Annotated in this window: 20 protein-coding genes, 1 tRNA gene and 1 pseudogene; 10 read left to right on the plus strand and 12 right to left on the minus strand. The window is 73.4% G+C overall.

The window, feature by feature from the left end:
- Positions 1–13 precede the first annotated feature (13 nt).
- The 5 genes from H6H00_RS00945 (at position 14) to H6H00_RS00965 (ending at position 4,340) form a co-directional block, all read left to right on the plus strand.
- Positions 14–1,261 (plus strand): carboxylate--amine ligase, encoded by a 1,248-nt coding sequence (locus H6H00_RS00945; protein WP_185719508.1) that lies wholly within the window; start codon positions 14–16, stop codon positions 1,259–1,261.
- Positions 1,262–1,287: 26 nt separating this feature from the next.
- Positions 1,288–2,589: a sensor histidine kinase gene (locus H6H00_RS00950; protein ID WP_185719509.1), complete on the plus strand. Its 1,302-nt coding sequence runs from the start codon at positions 1,288–1,290 to the stop codon at positions 2,587–2,589.
- Positions 2,590–2,636: 47 nt separating this feature from the next.
- Positions 2,637–2,724: transfer RNA gene (locus H6H00_RS00955), tRNA-Leu, on the plus strand.
- A 240-nt stretch (positions 2,725–2,964) separates the two neighbouring features.
- Positions 2,965–3,300, plus strand: a complete 336-nt coding sequence (locus H6H00_RS00960) for an AbrB/MazE/SpoVT family DNA-binding domain-containing protein (protein WP_185719510.1) — start codon at positions 2,965–2,967, stop codon at positions 3,298–3,300.
- On the plus strand, positions 3,297–4,340 hold the full coding sequence (locus tag H6H00_RS00965) for a tyrosine-type recombinase/integrase (RefSeq protein WP_185719511.1): 1,044 nt from the start codon (positions 3,297–3,299) through the stop codon (positions 4,338–4,340). Before H6H00_RS00960 ends, H6H00_RS00965 begins: the two co-directional genes overlap by 4 nt.
- Positions 4,341–4,482: 142 nt before the next feature.
- Here the strand turns inward: H6H00_RS00965 and H6H00_RS00970 are convergent, their stop codons facing one another.
- The 3 genes from H6H00_RS00970 to H6H00_RS32730 form a co-directional block, all read right to left on the minus strand.
- Positions 4,483–4,737 (minus strand): type II toxin-antitoxin system RelE family toxin, encoded by a 255-nt coding sequence (locus H6H00_RS00970; RefSeq protein ID WP_185719512.1) that lies wholly within the window; start codon positions 4,735–4,737, stop codon positions 4,483–4,485.
- Positions 4,738–4,806: 69 nt separating this feature from the next.
- On the minus strand, positions 4,807–5,073 hold the full coding sequence (locus H6H00_RS00975; protein ID WP_185719513.1) for a DUF6247 family protein: 267 nt from the start codon (positions 5,071–5,073) through the stop codon (positions 4,807–4,809).
- A gap of 46 nt (positions 5,074–5,119) precedes the next feature.
- Positions 5,120–5,395 (minus strand): hypothetical protein, encoded by a 276-nt coding sequence (locus H6H00_RS32730; protein WP_221775746.1) that lies wholly within the window; start codon positions 5,393–5,395, stop codon positions 5,120–5,122.
- A 166-nt stretch (positions 5,396–5,561) separates the two neighbouring features.
- On the opposite strand from H6H00_RS32730, the gene H6H00_RS00985 reads away from it, so the two are divergent.
- From H6H00_RS00985 to H6H00_RS00995, 3 genes and pseudogenes are all read left to right on the plus strand, one after another.
- Entirely contained in the window at positions 5,562–6,575 is a 1,014-nt protein-coding gene (locus tag H6H00_RS00985; protein WP_185719514.1) for an alpha/beta hydrolase family protein, read from the plus strand.
- Positions 6,575–6,988 (plus strand): annotated as a pseudogene (locus H6H00_RS00990) (pyridoxamine 5'-phosphate oxidase family protein); the annotation flags it as partial. The gene H6H00_RS00985 and the pseudogene H6H00_RS00990, both read left to right, overlap by 1 nt.
- 145 nt (positions 6,989–7,133) lie before the next feature.
- Positions 7,134–7,874, plus strand: coding sequence for a helix-turn-helix domain-containing protein (locus tag H6H00_RS00995; RefSeq protein WP_185719515.1), 741 nt, complete (start codon positions 7,134–7,136; stop codon positions 7,872–7,874).
- 126 nt (positions 7,875–8,000) lie between these two features.
- Here H6H00_RS00995 and H6H00_RS01000 read toward each other — a convergent pair whose 3' ends face one another.
- A complete protein-coding gene (locus H6H00_RS01000) occupies positions 8,001–8,669 on the minus strand; it encodes a DUF3159 domain-containing protein (protein ID WP_185719516.1) in 669 nt (222 codons plus the stop codon).
- 83 nt (positions 8,670–8,752) lie between these two features.
- On the opposite strand from H6H00_RS01000, the gene H6H00_RS01005 reads away from it, so the two are divergent.
- Together H6H00_RS01005 and H6H00_RS01010 are read left to right on the plus strand one after the other, a co-directional pair.
- Complete coding sequence (locus H6H00_RS01005; protein WP_255425511.1) at positions 8,753–9,463, plus strand: hypothetical protein; 711 nt, start codon at positions 8,753–8,755, stop codon at positions 9,461–9,463.
- A gap of 96 nt (positions 9,464–9,559) precedes the next feature.
- The gene (locus H6H00_RS01010) at positions 9,560–12,289 is read left to right on the plus strand and encodes an ATP-binding protein (protein WP_185719517.1); all 2,730 of its coding nucleotides are present in this window, start codon (positions 9,560–9,562) and stop codon (positions 12,287–12,289) included.
- Between the two features lie 90 nt (positions 12,290–12,379).
- Here H6H00_RS01010 and H6H00_RS01015 read toward each other — a convergent pair whose 3' ends face one another.
- The 8 genes from H6H00_RS01015 to H6H00_RS01050 all read right to left on the minus strand — a co-directional run bounded on the left by H6H00_RS01015 (position 12,380) and on the right by H6H00_RS01050 (position 18,840).
- The gene (locus tag H6H00_RS01015; RefSeq protein WP_185719518.1) at positions 12,380–12,742 is read right to left on the minus strand and encodes a nuclear transport factor 2 family protein; all 363 of its coding nucleotides are present in this window, start codon (positions 12,740–12,742) and stop codon (positions 12,380–12,382) included.
- Position 12,743: 1 nt separating this feature from the next.
- Complete coding sequence (locus H6H00_RS01020; RefSeq protein WP_185719519.1) at positions 12,744–13,055, minus strand: MoaF-related domain-containing protein; 312 nt, start codon at positions 13,053–13,055, stop codon at positions 12,744–12,746.
- 121 nt (positions 13,056–13,176) lie between these two features.
- Entirely contained in the window at positions 13,177–13,530 is a 354-nt protein-coding gene (locus H6H00_RS01025; protein ID WP_185719520.1) for a hypothetical protein, read from the minus strand.
- 53 nt (positions 13,531–13,583) lie between these two features.
- On the minus strand, positions 13,584–13,883 hold the full coding sequence (locus H6H00_RS01030; RefSeq protein ID WP_185719521.1) for a GNAT family N-acetyltransferase: 300 nt from the start codon (positions 13,881–13,883) through the stop codon (positions 13,584–13,586).
- The gene (locus H6H00_RS01035) at positions 13,880–14,827 is read right to left on the minus strand and encodes a DUF5996 family protein (RefSeq protein ID WP_185719522.1); all 948 of its coding nucleotides are present in this window, start codon (positions 14,825–14,827) and stop codon (positions 13,880–13,882) included. The genes H6H00_RS01030 and H6H00_RS01035 overlap by 4 nt, the downstream gene beginning before the upstream one ends.
- A complete protein-coding gene (locus H6H00_RS01040) occupies positions 14,824–15,531 on the minus strand; it encodes a flavodoxin family protein (RefSeq protein ID WP_185719523.1) in 708 nt (235 codons plus the stop codon). The genes H6H00_RS01035 and H6H00_RS01040 overlap by 4 nt, the downstream gene beginning before the upstream one ends.
- Complete coding sequence (locus tag H6H00_RS01045) at positions 15,528–17,462, minus strand: S9 family peptidase (RefSeq protein WP_185719524.1); 1,935 nt, start codon at positions 17,460–17,462, stop codon at positions 15,528–15,530. Before H6H00_RS01045 ends, H6H00_RS01040 begins: the two co-directional genes overlap by 4 nt.
- A 193-nt stretch (positions 17,463–17,655) precedes the next feature.
- On the minus strand, positions 17,656–18,840 hold the full coding sequence (locus H6H00_RS01050) for a CE1758 family FMN-dependent luciferase-like monooxygenase (protein ID WP_185719525.1): 1,185 nt from the start codon (positions 18,838–18,840) through the stop codon (positions 17,656–17,658).
- Positions 18,841–18,890 lie beyond the last annotated feature (50 nt).

Below are 18,890 nucleotides of genomic sequence, written 5' to 3' on the forward strand. Positions count from 1 at the left end.
CAAGCCTGGTTCCATGACGGCACCCCCGCTCCACTCCCGGCCGGCCCCCGTCCGGCCCGCACCGTCCCGGTCGGCCCTGCCCCGGCTGATCGTCCTGCACCCCAACGACGGGTCGCTCACGATCGCCCGCGTGCTCGCCCGCCGCGGTGTCGACGTGCACCTGCTGACGAGCCCCGCGTTCGCCCACGCCCTGCGGTCGCGCGCCGTCACCGGCCGGGTGCTGCCCGACCCCGGTGAGTTCCCCGAGCTGTGGACCGCCGAGCTGCGCCGCCTCGCCGAGGACGGCGGCGGCGTCCTGCTGTCCGGGTCCGACGCGGCAACGAAGTACCTCGCCGAGCACCGGGCCGCCGTCCCCGCCGCGCTGCGGTCGTTCGAGTCCGGCGACGGCGCGCACCTGGCCCTGATGGACAAGAACCGGCTCTACGAGCTCGCCGCCGAGGCGGGCGTGCGGACGCCGTGGATGCACCACGTCTCGACCCGCGCCCAGCTCGAGGCCGTGCGCGGCTCGCTGACCTACCCGTGCATCGTCAAGGCCACCCTGGGCCACGTCGCCCGGGAGAAGGCCGGCTTCGGCACCACCCGCCTCGCCTCCGACGCCGAGCTGCAGGACAAGGCCGGCATCCTGCTCGACCTGGGCCTCGACATCGTGCTCACCGAGCTCGTCCCGGGGCCGGAGACGGCGCTGGAGGGATCGGTGCTGGTGCGCGAGGCCTCCGGGGAGGTCACCCTGCGCTACGGCCGCCGCAAGATCCGGCAGTGGCCCGTCGACTACGGCGTCGGCTCGATGCTGGAGTCGTTCGACGTGCCGGAGGCGCACGCGAACCACCTCCGGCTGCTCGAGCACGTCGGGTTCGTCGGGATCGCCTCGTGCGAGATGAAGCGGCACGCCGACACCGGCGAGCTCTACCTCATCGAGATCAACGTCCGGATCCCCGGCAACTTCGGCCTGTCGCAGGCCTGCGGCGCCGACGGCCCGTGGCGCCTCTACGCCACGCTGGCCGGCCGGGAGCTCGGCGCGCAGCCCCGCCCGGTCCCCGGGCGCAAGGTGTGGCTGCCCGAGGAGGACCTGCGGACGATCCGGTTCCGCCTGCAGAACGGGCTCACGACGCTCCCGGAGGTGCTGCGGACCTTCCGCGGCGTCCGCGACGTCGGCGTCCTGTCGCTGCGCGACCCGATGCCCGGCCTGACGTGGGCGACCGACCTCGCGACCCGGCGTCCGCTGCGGCTGCTGCGGGAGGCACTGGCCCGACGCTCGCGGTGACCGCGGCCGTCGCCCATCATGTGCCGATGCGCCATCGGATCGTCGTACTGGCGGTCGTCGCCGCGGTCATGACCATCGGGCTGTTCGGCGGCCCGCTGGCCGCCGTCATGGCCGCGTACATGCTCAACGCCGGGCACAACCAGGTCGACAAGGCCACCGACACCCTCGGGCTGACCCTGGCCGCGGAGTTCGCGCGCGGCGAGGTGCCCGACGCCCTGCCGCCGGCCGGGGACATCCGGTTCACCCTCTACGACGCGACGGGCACGCGGCTGCTCGGCGACGGCCCGGCCGTCGGCGACGCGCCGGTGGCGGAGGTGATGGAGGGCGAGGGCATCGTCGACGGGGACGGGTCGGGCCGGTTCCTGGTGGCCATCCCGCTCTACGACGGCGACCGGCTCGTCGGCGCGCTGCGCGGCGAGGCGCCCCAGGGGCCCGCGTTCGTGCGGATCGCCGTCGCCCTCGCGGCCATGGCGGCGCTCGGGCTGCTCGCCGTCGGCACCGTCTGGCTGGTGTCGCGGCGGCTCGCCGCCCGGCTGGCCGAGCCGCTGGAGGACCTGGCGTCCGCCGCCCGCACCGTCGGGGCGGGCGACTTCACCGCCACCGCCCCGCCCTCCCACATCCCCGAGATCGACGAGGTGGGCACCGCCCTCAACGGTGCCGCGGCACGCATCGGTGGGCTCGTCGCCCGGGAGCGGGCGTTCTCCGCCGACGCCTCCCACCAGCTGCGCACCCCGCTGGCCGGACTGCGGCTGGGCCTGGAGGCCGCGCTCGACACGCCCGGCCAGAACCTGCACACCGTCGTCGTCACGGCGATGGCGGGCGCCGACCGCCTCGAACGCACCATCGACGACCTGCTGACCCTGGCCCGCGACACCGACCGCCGCGGCGAGCCCCTGGACCTCGACGCGCTGCTCGACGGCCTGCGCCGCGACTGGGCCGGCCCGCTGACCGCGGCCGGCCGGGCGCTCGCCGTCACCGTCCCCGCCGACCCGCCCGTCGCCGCGGCGTCCACCCCGGCGATGCGCCAGGTGCTCGGGGTGCTGCTCGACAACGCCGTCCGGCACGGGGGCGGCGCCGTCACCGTGACGGTCCGCGACGCGGGCGACGCGCTGGCCATCGACGTGTCCGACGAGGGCCCGGGCGTCCGCGGCACCGACCCCGACGTGTTCACCCGCCGCTCGGAGAGCGCGGGCGGCCACGGGATCGGCCTCGCGCTCGCCCGGAGCCTCGCCGAGGCCGAGGGGGGTCGCCTGCTGCTCGCCAGCCGCCTCCCGGCCCGGTTCAGCGTGCTGGTGCCGCTGGCACCGATCCCCGTACGCACCCCCTGAACGGCGTCCGTTATGGTCTTCCCAGTGCGCGGCCACGGCCGCGAACGGTCCGAGTGGCGGAATGGCAGACGCGCTAGCTTGAGGTGCTAGTGCCCTTTAACGGGCGTGGGGGTTCAAGTCCCCCCTCGGACACCACGCAGTTGCATCCCTGCAACACCCGACGTGCTCGTGCTCAAGCGCACTTGAGCACCCCCGGTCCGTATCAGCCACATCCTGCCGTGCCTCCGGCTGGCGGTCGAGGTGCTGACATCGAGCGTCGTCCCCGCCCTTCCCTTGACCAGGCGTCGCAGCGCAGACGAATCCGCGAAGCGTGGATCGGCCACAGCCCGACCGCTGCCGGTCCCCCTGCTGCCCGGCCCATCTGCTCGTGACGCGGTGTACGGCCTCGCGACCCTCGACCGGTACGGACGGCTGGCCGACCGCGCCGTGCTCCGCGCCCTGCACTGGGGCCCCGGCCACCCGCTCGCCCTGACCCTGGTCTCCGGCTCCGTCCTCATCGTCGCGCACGATGACGCGACAGCCCGCGTCGGCAACGACGGATACGTGCGCCTGCCGGTCGGCGTGCGCCGGGCCTGCCGCCTCGTGCCCGGCGACCGGGTGCTGCTCGTCGCCGACCCGCCCGCCGGCCGGCTCCTGCTGCACCCACCCGCCGCGCTGGGCGCGCTGCTCGACACCCACCACGCCGACATCCTGAGCGGAGCCACGCCATGACCACGGCGCAGCCACACCACGCCACGGCGGACCACGCCCGGCGAGCCGAGCTCGACGCCGCCCGGCTGCTGCTCGACCGCATGGGCATCACCCCCGCCGACCTGCTCACCACGCCCCGTCCCCGAGCCACGGTTCCGACCTTCGCCCAGTACGTCCCGCGCGTCCGCGACGCGGTCGGCGAGGGCACCCGCCGGGTGTATGGCTCGTACTGGAACCGCGTCGTCGACAGCTGGCCCGACCACCGCCTCGACGAGATCAGCCCCACCGACATCAAGCAGCTCGTCGAGCACACCAAGACCCACGTCGTGACCCGCCGCAACAACCGCGGCGGGCGCAGCGCCGCCGAGCACGTCATCGCCGCCCTCCGCTGCCTCTACCGCCACGCCGAGGACGACGGTCTCATCGACCCCGCCGACAACCCTGCCCGCAAGGTGCCCAAGCCCCGCCGGCTGCCCAGCACCCGACAAGCCGTCCCCGACGCCCGCCTCGCCGAGATCCACCACGCTGCCGCCACTACCGGGGACGACCCCGCCCTCGACACCCTCCTGCTGCGCCTACACATCGAGACCGCCTGCCGCCGCGGCGGCGCCCTCGCCCTACGCCCCCAAGACCTCGACCCCACCCAGTGCCTGATCTTCCTGCGAGAGAAGGCCGGCACCGTCCGCTGGCAGCCGGTGTCCCCCACCCTGATGACCCATCTGCGCCAGCATGTCGAGCAACGTGGATCGGGCCCCCACGACCAACTGCTGCGCTACGCATCGGGCCGTCCGATCACCCGACGCCGCTACGACCACCTGTGGACGCGCATCGGCGAAGCGCTGCCCTGGGTAGCCGCCCAGCAGATCTCCACCCACTGGCTGCGCCACACCACCCTCACCTGGGTCGAACGGAACTGCGGGTTCGCCGTCGCCCACGCCTACGCCGGCCACACCGACGGCAGCGGCGACGGCTCTTCCACCGCCACCTACGTGCGGGCCACCGTCCAGGAGGTCGCCGCCGCGCTCGCCGCCCTCACCGACGAGACCCACCCACTCGCATGATCACCAGCCCGACAGGGGTGATGACGCTTACGGCGAACTCGGCGGGCTACAGCCCTACCGCCCGGTCAGACCGCCACGCAGCCGATGTCGATCGAGTAGTAGCCGTCTGCAGATCAGGATCGAGATGGCCCGCCGGGCGGTGCTATACGAAGCTCACTACCCGCAGGATGATCAGCGTCGCGGGGTCGCGGACGACGGCGTAGAACAGAAACCCATCATCCCCCAGCGGGACGCTCCACTGGTCGGAGCGCGCGTTGTGGACGGCGTCCGCGTCGGTCGTGGGGTTCTCCAGCAACGCCGCGATGCGGCGGTCGACCAGCCGGCGCAGGTCCTCGGGCAGGTCGCGGTACTGCTGCTCCGCGATCTGCAACCAGACCAGCCGGGACCGCGGCGGCATCCTCCCTTGTGTCGACGTCGACGGGGCGGCCGGCTACAGGGTGGTCCAGGTGCCGCGCTCGTCGCGCACCTAGAGCCCAGTGAGGTCCCCGGCCCGAGCCCGGGCCAGCTGAACCTGCTCATCGGCCGACAGCGGGTTGGCGGCCATGGTGGCCAGCGCGTGCCAGCGGGCGAGCACCGCCTGCGGGCCGGCCAGGTCCAGGTCCTCGCCGGCGCGCACCAGTGCCTCACGCAGCTCGGCGATGAAACGGGCCTCATCGCCGGGGGCGTGCTCGGCCAAGGCCGCGCGGATCGCCGGCCCGGACCGCTCGACCACCACCATCGTCACCGTCGCCATGCCCCCGAGTATGGCGTCTGCAGCCGGCAGGTCGAGGGACCGGGGCTCAGCCCGGCGTGCCGGCGCCGAGCGCAAAGCTGATCAGCGGCCTGCGGCCGCCCTCCGTGGCAGTGGGGGCAAGCGGGTGCGGCTCGCCGGACAGCGCCGCGAGCGCAGCAGCGACCTCCGTGATGTCCGCGCGCACATAGGTCGAGGTGACGCCGACGTCCCGGCTGCCGTTGTGCCCCGCGTAGGCCCGAGCGACCGCGTAGCCGGCATTCCGTTCGACCCACGTCAAGGTCGTGTGCCGCAACCAGTGCGTGGAAACCTGCTGCGTCCGCACCCAAGCAAGGTGCTGCCCCAGCCGCTGCCACAGGTGATCGTATCGTCGGGCACTGATCGGACGTCCCGACCGATAGCACAGGAGCGGACCGTCAGCAGAGCCACCGCGCTCGGCGTTGTGCTCGCGCAGCCGACGCATCAACGTGGGCGACACCGGTTGCCAGCGCATGGTCGACCCGGACTTCGCCGACGTGTACGCCGCCCTGGCGAGGCTGTCCGTCGGAGTGCTGGGCACGCTGTCCTCCGACAAGGCGGGCCGACGGTGGGTCGCCACGTTCGTGCACGACCGCGATCCCGGCGTCACCTGGCTCTACGACCACGCCACCGGTGAGGCCCGCCTGCTGTGGCGGGCCTACCCGGACCTCGACCCCGCCGTCCTGGCCCCGATGACCCCGGTCGGGTTCCCCGCCCGCGACGGCCTGCCGCTGCACGCCTACCTGACCCTCCCGGTCGGGGTCGAGGCACGGTCGCTCCCGCTGGTCCTGTTGGTGCACGGCGGGCCCTGGATGCACGACAGCTGGGGTTACAGCCCGGACGTGCAGTTCCTCGCCAACCGCGGCTACGCGGTGCTGCAGGTGAACTTCCGCGGCTCGCTCGGCCATGGCCGCCACCACCTCACCGCCGCGATCGGCGAGATCGGCCGCGCGATGCACGACGACCTGATCGACGCCGTCGACTGGGCGGTCGCGCGCTGCCACGCGGACCCGGACCGCATCGGCATATACGGCGGTTACGCCGCGCTCGTCGGGGTCACCGTCACCCCGGATACGTTCGCCGCCGCAGTCGACTACGTCGGCGTCTCCGACCTGGCGAACTTCCTGCGCACCCTCCCACCCTTCACCCGCGCCTACAACATCAACAGCTGGTACGCCTACGTCGGCGACCCCGACATCCCCGAGCAGGAGGCCGACATGCGGGCCCGCTCACCGATCACCATGGTCGAGAAGATCCGCACGCCGCTACTGGTCGCCCAGGGCGCCAACGACGTCCGCGTCGTCCGGGCCGAGTCCGACAACATCGTTGCCTCGCTGCGGGAGCGCGGGGTGCCGGTCACCTACCTCGTCGCCGACGACGAGGGCCACGGCTTCGCCAACCCCGAGAACCGGATGCGGCTCAACCGCGCCATCGAGCGGCACCTCGCCGAACACCTCGGCGGCCGCCGCACGGCCGAGGAGATCTGATGGACGCGCTGACCGCAGAGGACCGCGCGTTCCTCGCCCGCCCCCTGCACAGGTTCCTCACCGTGGCCGCGGGCCCGCAACCGCCACAACCCCGGCCGGTGTGGTTCGAGGTCACCACCGACGGGACGCTCCAGCTCTTCACCGCACCCGACTCGCTCAAGGTGCGCCGCCTGCGCCGCGACCACCGTGCCTCGCTCGTCGTCGCCGCCCCGGTCGGTGAGCGGGAGCACTGGGTGTCCGTCGCCGGCCGCGCCACGATCGAGACCGACGGAGCCCACGACCTGGTCTCCCGCCTGGCGGCGCGCTACTGGGACCTCGACGACCCGGTCAGGGCCGACGAGCTCGCCGCGATCGTCGCCGCCGATCAGGTCCGCGTCGTCCTGCAGCCGGAGACCGTGCGTCGCTTCACGTTCTCAGCCCGCACCGCCGGAAGACGTCGACCTGATCGGGGTTGTCGAGCTCACGCGTCTCTGCCCCGGCGATACACGCGATCGGCGCGACGAAACCGTCACCCGTACCGTCCGGCACACGACGAGCGTCGACGGAGGGAGGTCGGTCGTGGCCTGGAGCACCCGCGAGCTCGCCGAGCTGGCCGGCACGACCCTGCGGGCGGTGCGGCACTACCACCAGGTCGGGCTCCTCGCCGAGCCGGAGCGCCGGTCCAACGGCTACAAGCAGTACGGCGTGACCCACCTGGTCCGGCTGCTGCGGATCAAGCGCCTGGTCGACCTCGGGCTCACGCTGCCGCAGATCGCCGACCTCGGCGAGCTGGACGATCACCCCGCCGAGGCCCTACGCACCCTCGACGCCGACCTGGCCGCCACGATCGACCGGCTGCAGCGCGCCCGCGCGGATCTCTGCGAGACCCTCGACCGGGCCGCGCCCACCGACCTGCCCCCCGAGCTCGCCCCCGTCGCCGGCGTCGACCTGTCCGAGGCCGACCGCTCGTTCGTCGCGGTGCTCGGCCGCGTCATCGGACCGCAGCGGCGGCAGGCCTGGGCGGACATGCTGCAGGACCTGCCCGACGACCCGGTCGCCGCGGAGTTCGACGACCTGCCCGCCGAGGCCGACGAGGCGACCCGCCACGCCGTGACCGAGCGGATGGTGCCCTACGTCCGCGCCCTGCGCGCCCAGCACCCGGACCTGGGCGAGCCGCTGTCCGACGCCCCCCGCGACACGCATTTCGCCGCACGGACCGTGGGCGAGGCACTGCGCGACCTCTACAACCCCGCCCAGCTCGACGTGCTGCGGCGCACCGAGGCGCTGCTCCGCGCCGACCGCGCCACGCCGTCCGGTTGATCAGGCGGGGAGTCGAGGTGAGCACCGCCGCGGTGGCGCGGGCGACGGCCGCGATGGCACCGGCGTCGTCGCGCTCACCGACGAGCGGTGCGGCCCGACGGAGATCCGCAGGCGGGCCCGACACCGTCAGGCCGACGGCAGCAGGCGCGAGCTGCTGCGCCGCCAGGCCCAGACGACGACCAGCGCGGCCAGGATGGTCAGCGGCCAGCCCATCGCGACCCGGGCGAACCCCAGCCAGCCGGTCTCGTCGCTGACGTAGAGCCACTGCTGCACGGCGAACCGGGCTCCGGAGACCGCCGCCGCGGCGAGCGTGGCGACGTCGTGGGCGCGCAGGACCCGACGGTCGGCCCGCCAGTCGTGCGTGCCGCCGTGCACCAGGTTCCACACCAGGCCGCTCAGCGGCCGCCGCGCCAGCACCGAGCCGAGCATGGCGACGAACGCCGCCAGGTAGACCCAGATTCCGATGACGAAGAAGTCCCGCGCCGACCCGGTCAGGGCCACGATGCCGATGGCGAGGGCGAGCCCGAGCAACCCGCCGGCCGCGAGGCTGTACTTCTCCCCGCGCAGGAGCCGGTAACCGGCGATCGCCAGCCCGACGGCGACCGAGACGGTGATCGTCGCGGTCAACGCCAGGAACGAGTTGGCCGCCACGAAGACGACGACGGGGACCGCGGAGTAGACGAACCCCATCGGGCCGCCCATCTGCTCGAGCAGCGTCGGCTGCGGTGCGCGGGCAGGTGCCGAACCGCCGGGCGCCTTCCCGGCCGGGCCTCGGTGAGGGTCGCTGGCAGTCATGTGTCCTCCTGGGTCGCGTGGTGTGCACCTCCAGGAAAGGCCGTGCCGCCGCGGCACACTCAAACCGCTGTGGTCCGCACCACATGGGTTTGACCCTGCCGCGACGGCACGGTGTCCCCTTCGGCGACGACGACCACCCGGTAGAGGAAACAATGTTCAACAGGTACAAGCGACGCTGGCAGCTGTCGAAGGCCAAGCCCGGCGACGGCAGCCGGCTGGAACAGTTCCGGTTCTGGCACCTGCTGTCCCGCTCGCTGTTCGCCCTGGACCTGGCCGACGAGTCCGGGCGCCCGAACCGCTACGAGGTCGACGTCCACCACCTCCGCGACAGTTCATCGGCGAAGCGGCCCGCCGCGCTCTACCGCGACAGCGTCCAGGTGCTGGCGGCCAACCTGCCGGTGACCTTCCCTGTGCCCGGCGGCGTCATCGAGGTCGCGGTCAGCCAGTACGGCGTCAAGCGCATGCACCACGTCACCGACGACGGTCGCGCGCGAATGCTGCGCCCGGATCCACGCTCCCTGGAGGGGCGGCGGGCGCGGTTCGGGCAACGATTCCCCCGCACCAGCGCGGTCATCGGCGCGGTGGGCCTCGTCGTGCTGCTGGTGGGGCTAGCGGGCACGCTGGCGGTGGTCGCGGAGCAGATCACCCGCGTCGAGGTCGTCGCCCAGCACGTCGGCACGTTCACCTCACCGATCCACCTGCCCGTCTGGGCGACGATCGCGCTCGCCGTCGCCGGGGCGTTGGCCGCCACCGACCGCGCGCTGCGGCTCAAGAGCACCTGGATGGCGGACTGATCGTCCGACCGCTCGAACCTGTACGGTCCGCGTCGGTGGCCAACGGTCGAAGCGGTTCCAGCGGTCCGGGACCCGCCGCCTCGGGAGGACCGCAAGATGCTGGTGGGCCGGCACGTCGAGCACGAGGCGGTCGCACGGCTGCTCGCCCGGGCCCGGGACGGGCACAGCGGCGTGCTGGTGGTGCGCGGGGAGGCCGGTATCGGCAAGACCGCGCTGCTGCAGGACGTGCGGGACACGGCCGCCACGGCCGGGTTCGGCTTCCGGCCGCAGGATGTGACGGGGACGGAGTCCGAGGCGGAGTTCGCCTTCGCGGGTCTCCACCAGCTGTGCGCGCCGATGCTGGAGCGGATCGCCGGCCTGCCCGAGCCGCAGCGGGTGGCGCTGGGCGTGGCGTTCGGGCTGCGCGACGGCCCGGCACCGGACCGGTTCCTGGTCGGGCTCGCCGTGCTGAACCTGCTGGCCGAGGTCGCCGAGGACGGCCCGCTGCTGTGCGTGGTGGACGACGCGCAGTGGCTCGACCGGGCCTCCGCCCAGGTGCTGGCGTTCGTGGCGCGGCGGGTGGCCGCGGAGCGGCTGGCGCTGGTCTTCGCGCTGCGTGACCCCGCCGACGGCGGCGCCGACCCGTTCGACGGGTTGCCCGAGCTGCGCCTGGACGGGCTCGCGGAGTCCGACGCCCGGGCTCTGCTGGCCGCCGCGCTGGGCACGCCGCTGGACGACGCGGTGCGCGACCGGATCGTCGGCGAGGCCCGCGGCAACCCGCTGGCGCTGCTGGAACTGCCCCACAGCGCCGATCCGCTGCAGCTGCCGGGCGGGTACGGGGTGCCGCGCCGCATCGAGGACGCCTTCCGGCTCCGCACGGAGAGCCTGCCCTCCCCGACGCGGCTGCTGCTCCTCGTCGCGGCGGCCGAGTGCACCGGCGAGGCGGCGCTGCTGTGGCGCGCGGCCGCCCACCTGGGTGTCGAGCCCGGCGCGGCCGGTCCCGCGACGGCGGCGGGCCTGCTGGAGGTCGACACCCGGGTGCGCTTCCGCCATCCGCTGGTGCGCTCGGCGGTCTACCGCACCGCCACGACGCCGGATCGCCGCCGCGCGCACGGCGCGTTGGCCGCCGCCATCGACCCGGAAGTCGATCCGGACCGGCGGGCCTGGCACCGGGGGCAGGCGGTGCTGGGCGCCGACGAGCCGGCCGCAGCCGAGCTGGAGCGCTCGGCCGGGCGGGCCCGCGCCCGCGGGGGCCTGGCGGCCTCGGCGGCGTTCCTGCGGCGGGCGGTCGAGCTGACCCCCGACCCGGCCCGCCGCGCGGGACGGGCCCTGGACGCCGCGCAGGTCGAGCAGGAGGCCGGCGCGGCCGACGCGGCGCGGGACCTGCTGTCGGTCGCGACGGCCGGACCGCTGGACCCGCGGCAACGCGCTCGTGTCCAGCTGCTGCGTGCCCAGCTCTCCTACCACCTGACCCGCGGCAGCGACGCGCCCCGGTCGTTCCTGGCCGCTGCCGACGCGCTGGCCCCGCTCGACGCCGGGCTGGCCCGCGACACCTACCTGCAGGCGCTCGACGCCGCACTCATCGCCAGCAGCGCCTCCGGGGACGATCGCGTGCGGGAGGTCGCGGAAGCGGCCCGGGCCGCACCCCCACGGCCCGGCGCGCCGCGGCCCGCCGACCTCCTGCTGGCCGGGATGGCGACGACCTACTCCGACGGGTATGCCGCGGGGGCGCCCCGCCTGCGCCGGGCGCTGGCCGCGTTCCGCGGCGCCGGCCCGCACGGCGTCGACGGGGACGGGGACCGCTGGCTGTGGACGGCCAGCCGATGTGCCGTCGTGCTCTTCGACGACGATCTCGCCCTCGTGCTGGGCGACCGCACGGTCCGGCTCGCGCGCGAGGCCGGCGCGCTGACCGCGCTCCCCACCGCGCTCGCGTACCTGTCCTCGTTGTTGGTCCTCACCGGCGAGTTCGCCGGAGCCGCGGCGCTGGCCGAGGAGGGGAGCGCGATCAGCGCCGCGACCGGCGCTGCGCCGGTGGACAGCACAGGGCTCGTGCTCGCGGCGTGGCGCGGAGCCCCGGGCGAGACCGCCGCTCGCCACGCCACCGTCGTCCAGGAGGCGACCGCGCGGGGGGAGGGCACCGAGGTCTCCCTGGCGCACTGGGCACGGGCCGTGCTGCACAACGGGTCGGGCGACTACGCGACGGCGTGTGGAGCGGCGGCACGGGCGACCGAGACCGACGAGCTGACGATCAGGAACGTCGCCCTGCCCGAGCTCGTGGAAGCAGCGTCCCGCGCCGGCGAGCCGGAGCGCTCCGCCGCCGCGGCGGCGGAGCTGGACGCGCGGGCGCGGGCCGCGGGGACCGAGTGGGCTCTCGGACTGGCCGCGCGCTCCCGGGCGCTCACGACCGACGGACCGGAGGCCGAGAAGCACTACCTCGAGGCCGTCGGGCACCTGGGCCGGTGCCGGATGGCCACCCACCTCGCCCGCACCCACCTCGTGTACGGCGAGTGGCTGCGCCGCGAGGGCCGTCGCCAGGACGCGCGCGAGCAGCTGCGCACCGCCCACGAGCTGCTGTCGGGCATGGGCGCGGAGGCCTTCGCCGCGCGCGCGGCCCGCGAGCTGCGCGCCACGGGTGAGCAGGTGCGGAAGCGCAGCGCTGCGCCGGTCGACGCGCTCACCGCCCAGGAGACACAGATCGCGCGGCTGGTGGCGACCGGGGCGACCTCCCGGGAGGTGGCCGCGCAGCTGTTCCTCAGCCCGCGCACGATCGAGGCCCACCTGCGCAGCCTCTTCCGCAAGCTCGGCATCACCTCCCGCCGGCAGCTCCGCGACCTGCGACTACCCTGAGCGGCGGCGGTTCGCCGGTCAGCACCGCGCGGCCGCGGCCACGACGTACCTCGCACGCAGCGCGGCCGCCGGCATTCCTGCGCATCCGGGTCAGACCATCGGGTTGCCGCTGGCGGTCCGGTTCGCCTCGACGTACGGCTGAACGACGTCCCAGTGCTCGACGATGCGGCCGTTCTCGAAGCGGAAGATGTCGACGATCGCCGCGTCCCCGTCGGGGATCCACCCGCTGACCCGGCTGTGCGCGATGACGTGGTCGCCGTCCTCGAACACGCGCTCGGGGGTCCAGCGGAAGCCCTCCAGAGCCGGCACGGCGGCGCGCAGCCCTTCCAGTCCGTCGGGCAGGTCGGGGCTGTGCTGAACGTACGGCTCGGCCCAGTACCGGTCCAGAGCCGTCACGTCCTTGTCGTGGAAGAGCTCACGCATGGCCGTCAGCAGGGTGTCCTTGTTCGACATATCAGATCTCCTTCACGGTTCCGTGCAGCCGGTAGAGCCGGCCGTCGAGGGTCACGTTCGAGTGCAGTGTCGAGTTGGCCAGATCCTCCACGTGGACGACGGTCGCGCCGGTGGCCTCACGCCACGAGACGAGGTACACCTGCTGACGGATCTCCACGATCTCGACGTCGACGGTCTCGGTGTGACCGTCGGTCGTCATCCCTGCTCCCCTGATTACCGTGAACGTCATCCGCGTGTCGGATTCGTAGGTCGAGCGCACCTGCAACTGACCGAGGTCCGCCGCGAACGTCCTGCCGACGAGCTGAGCTGTCATGATCGGACTTCTTCCCTGAGGGGTGGTGCGACGAGTGGGTCGTGGCCGCGGCTCACCTGGTGGCGCCGCACGGGGTGGCCGGCCCCGGGATCGTGGCCGGGGCGGCGGGGTGGGTGGTTTCTCACGCTGTGTCGATCAGTACGTACAGACTCGTGATCCGCCCCTCCCCCATGATGAGCACGTCACGGCCGGACGCGATCGGCTCCTGGCCCTCGGCACCCAGGGTCCAGTTGTAGGTGACCAGGTCCTGCGCCGTCTGGACGGGGCCGGAGCGGCTGATCACGGTGCCCGGGAGCTGCGCCTGGAGGGCGGCGATCGCCGCGGACATCCCGGCGTGCCCCCGGTGGGCGGCTCCCGGCTCGCCGACGAACACGTCCGACGAGTACACCGTCGCGACGGACTCGTCCCGGTCCGCGCCGGGTGGGGCGTTCCAGGTGTTCAGATGCGCGCTGACGACGTCTTCGATCGATCCCACTACATCACTCCTGTGGTGTTCCGGCTGGTGGCCTGCTGGTTTCCGAGGATCGTTCAGTCGGTCACCCTGCTCGTCGCCCGGTACTCGAGATCGGCGTACTGCGGGTGGCGGACCAGCCAACCCGCGATGAAGGGGCAGACCGCCAGAACCCGGAGCCCCTCCGCCCGCACCGATTCGACGGCCGTGCGGGCCAGCAGGGAACCCACCCCGCGCCCCTCGAAGGCCGGGTCGACCTCGGTGTGGACGAAAGCGACCAGTTCCGGCGTGCGCAGGTAGTCCGCGAACCCCGCGAGCGTCTCCCCGTCGCGGGCCTCGAACCGGCTCGCCTCGCGGTGGTCGGTCACGATGATCATGTGGCGGTCTCCTGAGTGATCGGGTGCCAGCGGCGAGGGTCGTCCTCCAGCGCAGAGCGGTCCCACCGTCCGCGGACGGCGGCGGCCTCGTAGGTGGTGTGTAGGAAGTCGGCGACCGCGCGGTCGGGGTCGGGGGCCGCGCGGGCGACCTCGTACGGCAGCAGGAACTGCTGGAACTCGGGGCTGTAGAAGGCCCCGTCGGGGCCGACCGGCTGCGCGGCGAACCCGTCGGGAGCGGGGTAGGCGTAGGAGTAGAAGGCGCCCTCCTCACCGCCGCCGGGCCAGAACCCGCAGCTGGACAGCTCTCGGGAGTAGCCCTCGACCATGACCCAGTCCCCGCAGTTGGGCACGCCGCCCGGGTGCGGCGGGGCCGGCCGCCCAGAGAAGCGGGTGCAGGCGAGGTCCATGCCGCCCCAGAAGAAGTGCACCGGGCTGACCTTGCCGACGAAGTGCGACCGGAACTCGCCCATCACCCGGTCGGCCTGCAGCAGCTGTCGCCAGAACAGGGCGGCCGCCTCGCCGTCGTAGGAGGCGTGCACGTGGTCCTCGGCGAACGGGATCGCCGGCTCGACCTCGTTGGGCAGCGGCCGGATCTCCGCCTCGATACCGAGCCGGCCGAGCAGGTCCAGGACCTGGGCGTAGAACTCGGCGACCGGCATCGGCCGCAGCGGGATGCTCTGGGTGCCGCCGTCGCTGCTGCGGACCTCCAGCCGGTGGGCGAGGAAGTCGAACTCGATCTCGAAGGCCCCCGTGCCGTACGGGACGGCCGAGGTCGTCAGCCCGCGCGGGCTGACGTAGAGGGTCACCTGCCACCAGTGGTTGAGCAGCGGGGCGTGGGCCATGCGGATCTTGCCCACGATCTGGGTCCACATGTGCAGGGTCTCGCGGGTGGGCGTCCAGTCCGAGACCCGCAGGCCCGGCCAGCTCGTCGTCGTCATGGTCATCGGTACTCCGGGTTCGCGTGGTCGGGGTGGGTGCCGGTGTCCCAGGCCGTGCGCTGGTTGCCATGGGCGGGGATCCCGCCGGCGCGGCGGATCATCGCCGCGAGGTGCAGCAGGTTGTAGGTCATGAAGGCGGTGTTGCGGTTGGTGAAGTCGTTGTCCGGGCCGCCGGAGCCCTCGTCGAGGTAGGAGGGGCCGGGGCCGACCTCCCCGATCCAGCCCGCATCGGCCTGGGGCGGGACGGTGAACCCGATGTGCTGCAGGCTGTAGAGGATGCTCATCGCGCAGTGCTTGAGACCGTCCTCGTTGCCGGTGAGCAGGCACCCGGCGACGCGCCCGTAGTAGGCGTACTGGCCGTGCTCGTTGAGCACCCCGGAGTAGCCGTAGAGCCGCTCGATCACCCGGCGGGTCACCGAGCTGTTGTCGCCCAGCCAGATCGGGCCGCCGATGACCAGGATGTCGGCGGCCAGGACCCGGTCCAGCAACGCGGGCCACTCATCGGCGTCCCACCCGTGCTCGGTCATGTCCGGGCGGACACCGGTGGCGATGTCGTGGTCGACGGCGCGGATCTGGTCCACACCGACCCCGTTCGCCTCCATGATCGCCGCGCTGCGGTCGATCACGCCCTGGGTGTGGCTGCGGGCGGGCGAGCGGTTGAGGGTGCAGTTGATGAACATGGCGCGCAGCCCGGTGAAGTCGGGGGTCATGCCGCGTCCACCTCGGCTGTCGTCCCGCGCCGCCCGCCCAGGTGCCGGGCGAGGTGACGCTCGACCGCCCGGTACAACCGGAGCCGGTTCTCCTCGTTCTCGAAGCCGTGGCCCTCGTCGTGGGCGAGCAGGTACTCGACCGGGACGCCACGCTCGCGCAGCGAGGCCACGATGCGGTCGGACTGCGCCTGCGGCACGCGGACGTCGTTGGCGCCCTGGGCCACCAGCAGCGGGGTGCGGATCTTCTCGACCATGGTGATCGGCGAACGGGCGCGCAGCTCGGCCTCCTGCTCGGGCACGTCCGGGTCGCCGAGGTAGCGGTACCAGCTGTTGGCGTTGTAGCGACGGGTGAACGGCGGCAGGGCCCGCAGCGCGGTGACGAGGTCGGAGACGCCCACGTAGTCGATCGCGGCGGCGAACAGGTCGGGGGTGGCGGTGATCCCGACGAGCGCCTCGTAACCGCCGTAGGACACACCGGAGACGGCGATCCGGGCGGGGTCGGCGTAGCCCTGCGCCACCGCCCAGCCGACGGCGTCGACGAGGTCGCCCTGCATGGCCCGGCCGTACTCGCCGACGGCCGCGGTCAGGTGGCGGCGGCCGTACCCGGTGGAGCCGCGGAAGTTGACCTGCAACACCGCGTAGCCCCGGTTGGCCATCAGTTGCACCTCGGGGTTGTAGCCCCAGATGTCCTGCGACCACGGTCCCCCGTGCACCAGCAGCACCATCGGCAGGTTCTCCGGCGGCACCCCGACCGGCAGGGTGAGGTAGCCGGGCAGCGGCAGCCCGTCGCGGGCGGGGAAGCGCACCGGGGCCATCGGGGCCAGGTCGGCGGGGTCCAGGTCCGGGTAGGGCCGGCCCAGGCGGCGCTTCTCGCCGGTGGCGTGGTCGTAGAACCAGGTGACGCCCGGCTCGCGGTCGTGCAGGAAGGTGGCGACCCAGCACCGGCCGGACACGTCGGAGGACAGCGTGCCGAGCACCCCGTCCGACAGCGTCGCCAGCTCCGCGAGCACCGGCGCGAACTCGGGGTCCAGCACCTCGATGTGCGGGCGGTCGCCGACGAACCGGACGGCGATCGGCTCACCGGTGCCGCGGTGGGTGTGCACCGCGGGCGGCAGCACGGCCGGGGCCAGGATGCCGAAGGTGTCCAGGGTCAGACCCGCCACGGCGGCCACGACGGTCTCCTCGCCCGTCTCGCGGTCGATGCGGACCAGCCGCAGGTCGTCGCCGCCGTCGGCGTAGGAGCCGACGAGCAGCCCGTCGCCGTCCGGCGTCACCATCTGCGGATTCACGCTCAGCGGGTACTCCGCGCCACCCATCCGCCGCAGCGGTCGGACATCCCCGCTGCTGCGGTCGATGCCGGAGACGACGATCGTCCCGTCCTCCTCGGTCGCGACCCGGAACGCGGGCCTGCCCTGGCGGTCGAGCAGCGTGGCGGCCAGCGGATCGGTCTCCTCGTGGTGGAGCACCTTCCCACCGGAGGCGATGTCGACGCGGTAGACGTCGATCCGCTCGACCTGCGGGTTCATCCACACCAGGACGCTGCCGGGCACCGCGGGCAGCGGCTCGACGGCGAACACCCGCGACCCGGGCCCCATCGGGGTGAGGTCGACCGCCGGCTCGTCCGGCGCGTCGAGGTCGACGCGGTGCAGGTGCCAGTCCTCGTCGCCGTCGGTGTCCTGCTCGTAGAGCAGGAACCGGGGGTCGTCGGTCCAGTGGTAGGTGGTGATCCCGCGGCGGGTGTCGTGGGTGACCGGGACGGCATCGTCGTGGCCCTGGTCGACGCCGCGGACCCAGACGTTTCGTCGCCCCCGGTGCGGGGCGACGTAGGCGATCCGGGTGCCGTCCGGGGAGATGGAGGGCACGACGAACTGCGGGTCGGCGAAGAACTCCTCGACCTCGATCAGCCTCGGCTGCGCGTCGGAGGTGGTCATGTCGTGTCCTTTCGTGGGGCGCCGCCGGTGGCCAGGCGCATCAGGTCGGCGTCGAGGTCGACGTCGTCGGCCGATCGCGGGGACCGGGTGGCGTTGCCGGCGAAGCGGTGTCGGTGGCGGTCCCGACCCGCGTGGCCGACGGGTCGCTCACGCCCGCGCTGATGACCACTAGCCGGGGTCGGGGCCGCCGTGTTCATGCGGCCGGGTACACGGCCGGCGTCGCGGGGTCGCTGTCCTGGTACGGGGAGGTCCCGGTCAGGTTGTCGCCCCGGTTCGCGTTGGGCCGTGGTTGACGCGGCTCGGCGTCTCCGTAGCGCGCCCGCACCAGGGCGGCGTGCGTGGGCGCGTCCGGGACGCCGGGCGCCCGGCGGGCCGCCATCTCGCGTCGCAACCCCGGGACGACCTCGGTGGCGAGCAGGTCGATCTGCTCGAGCACCGTCTCGATCGGGACACCGAGGACGTCGAGGTTCCAGAGCTGGCGCTGGTAGTCGCCGAACCCCTCCCGAAAGGTCAAGGTCTTGTCGATGACCTCCTGCGGGCTGCCGACGCTGAGCGGCGTCCGGCCGGCGTAGTCCTCCAGGCGAGTCCCCCGGAACAGCACGTGGTTCTCGAAGTAGGGCCGGAACGCGGCGTAGGCGTCCTGGGAGCGGCGGGCGACGAACGCGTGTCCCCCGAGCCCCACGATCGCCTGTGCCGGGGTCCCGTGCCTGTGGTGCTCGAAGCGCTTGCGGTAGAGGTCCACCAGAGGCCTGAAGTGGAAGTCGGGTGCCAGGATGTGGTTGGCGAAGTAGCCGTTGCCGTAGAAGGCGGCCTGCTCGGCGATCTCCGGTGTCCGGATCGCGCCGTGCCAGACGAACGGCGGCACGTCGTCCAGCGGTCGCGGCGTCGACGTGAAACCCTGCAGCGCGGTGCGGAACCGGCCCTCCCAGTCAACGACGTCCTCTCGCCACAGCCGGTGCAGCAGGTTGTAGTTCTCCAGCGCGAGCGCGACGCCCTCGCGGATGTCCTTGCCGAACCACGGGTAGACCGGCACGGTGTTGCCCCGGCCGACCATGAGGTCCAGGCGGCCGCCGGCGAGGTGCTGGACCGTCGCGTAGTCCTCGGCGATCCTGACCGGGTCGTTGGTCGTGATCAGCGTGACCGACGTGCTCAGGACAATGGTGCGGGTCACCGCCGCGACGTGAGCCAGGATCGCCGGCGGCGAGGACGGCACGAAGGGCGGGTTGTGGTGCTCGCCGAGCGCGAAGACGTCGAGGCCGAGCTCGTCGGCATGCCGGGCGATCCGGACGATGTCGCGGATGCGCTCGGCCTCGCTCTGCGTCCGCCCGGTGACCGGGTCGGGGGCGATGTCGCCGACGGTGAAGATGCCGAACTGCACGGGTCGGGTCCTCTCTCTTGAAGCCGTGACCTCAGCTGACACCGTGCCGC

Source organism: Pseudonocardia petroleophila (assembly GCF_014235185.1).
Lineage (GTDB): Bacteria > Actinomycetota > Actinomycetes > Mycobacteriales > Pseudonocardiaceae > Pseudonocardia > Pseudonocardia petroleophila.

Coding starts and splice junctions, on each gene's coding strand:
- H6H00_RS00950 (WP_185719509.1), top strand. CDS start 1,288: ATGCGCCATCGGATCGTCGTACTGGCGGTCGTCGCCGCGGTCATGACC.
- H6H00_RS00970 (WP_185719512.1), bottom strand. CDS start 4,737: ATGCCGCCGCGGTCCCGGCTGGTCTGGTTGCAGATCGCGGAGCAGCAG.
- H6H00_RS01020 (WP_185719519.1), bottom strand. CDS start 13,055: ATGACAGCTCAGCTCGTCGGCAGGACGTTCGCGGCGGACCTCGGTCAG.
- H6H00_RS00985 (WP_185719514.1), top strand. CDS start 5,562: ATGGTCGACCCGGACTTCGCCGACGTGTACGCCGCCCTGGCGAGGCTG.
- H6H00_RS01000 (WP_185719516.1), bottom strand. CDS start 8,669: ATGACTGCCAGCGACCCTCACCGAGGCCCGGCCGGGAAGGCGCCCGGC.
- H6H00_RS01005 (WP_255425511.1), top strand. CDS start 8,753: ATGGGTTTGACCCTGCCGCGACGGCACGGTGTCCCCTTCGGCGACGAC.
- H6H00_RS01040 (WP_185719523.1), bottom strand. CDS start 15,531: ATGACCCCCGACTTCACCGGGCTGCGCGCCATGTTCATCAACTGCACC.
- H6H00_RS00965 (WP_185719511.1), top strand. CDS start 3,297: ATGACCACGGCGCAGCCACACCACGCCACGGCGGACCACGCCCGGCGA.
- H6H00_RS01010 (WP_185719517.1), top strand. CDS start 9,560: ATGCTGGTGGGCCGGCACGTCGAGCACGAGGCGGTCGCACGGCTGCTC.
- H6H00_RS01045 (WP_185719524.1), bottom strand. CDS start 17,462: ATGACCACCTCCGACGCGCAGCCGAGGCTGATCGAGGTCGAGGAGTTC.
- H6H00_RS01035 (WP_185719522.1), bottom strand. CDS start 14,827: ATGACCATGACGACGACGAGCTGGCCGGGCCTGCGGGTCTCGGACTGG.
- H6H00_RS00975 (WP_185719513.1), bottom strand. CDS start 5,073: ATGGCGACGGTGACGATGGTGGTGGTCGAGCGGTCCGGGCCGGCGATC.
- H6H00_RS00945 (WP_185719508.1), top strand. CDS start 14: ATGACGGCACCCCCGCTCCACTCCCGGCCGGCCCCCGTCCGGCCCGCA.
- H6H00_RS01015 (WP_185719518.1), bottom strand. CDS start 12,742: ATGTCGAACAAGGACACCCTGCTGACGGCCATGCGTGAGCTCTTCCAC.
- H6H00_RS01030 (WP_185719521.1), bottom strand. CDS start 13,883: ATGATCATCGTGACCGACCACCGCGAGGCGAGCCGGTTCGAGGCCCGC.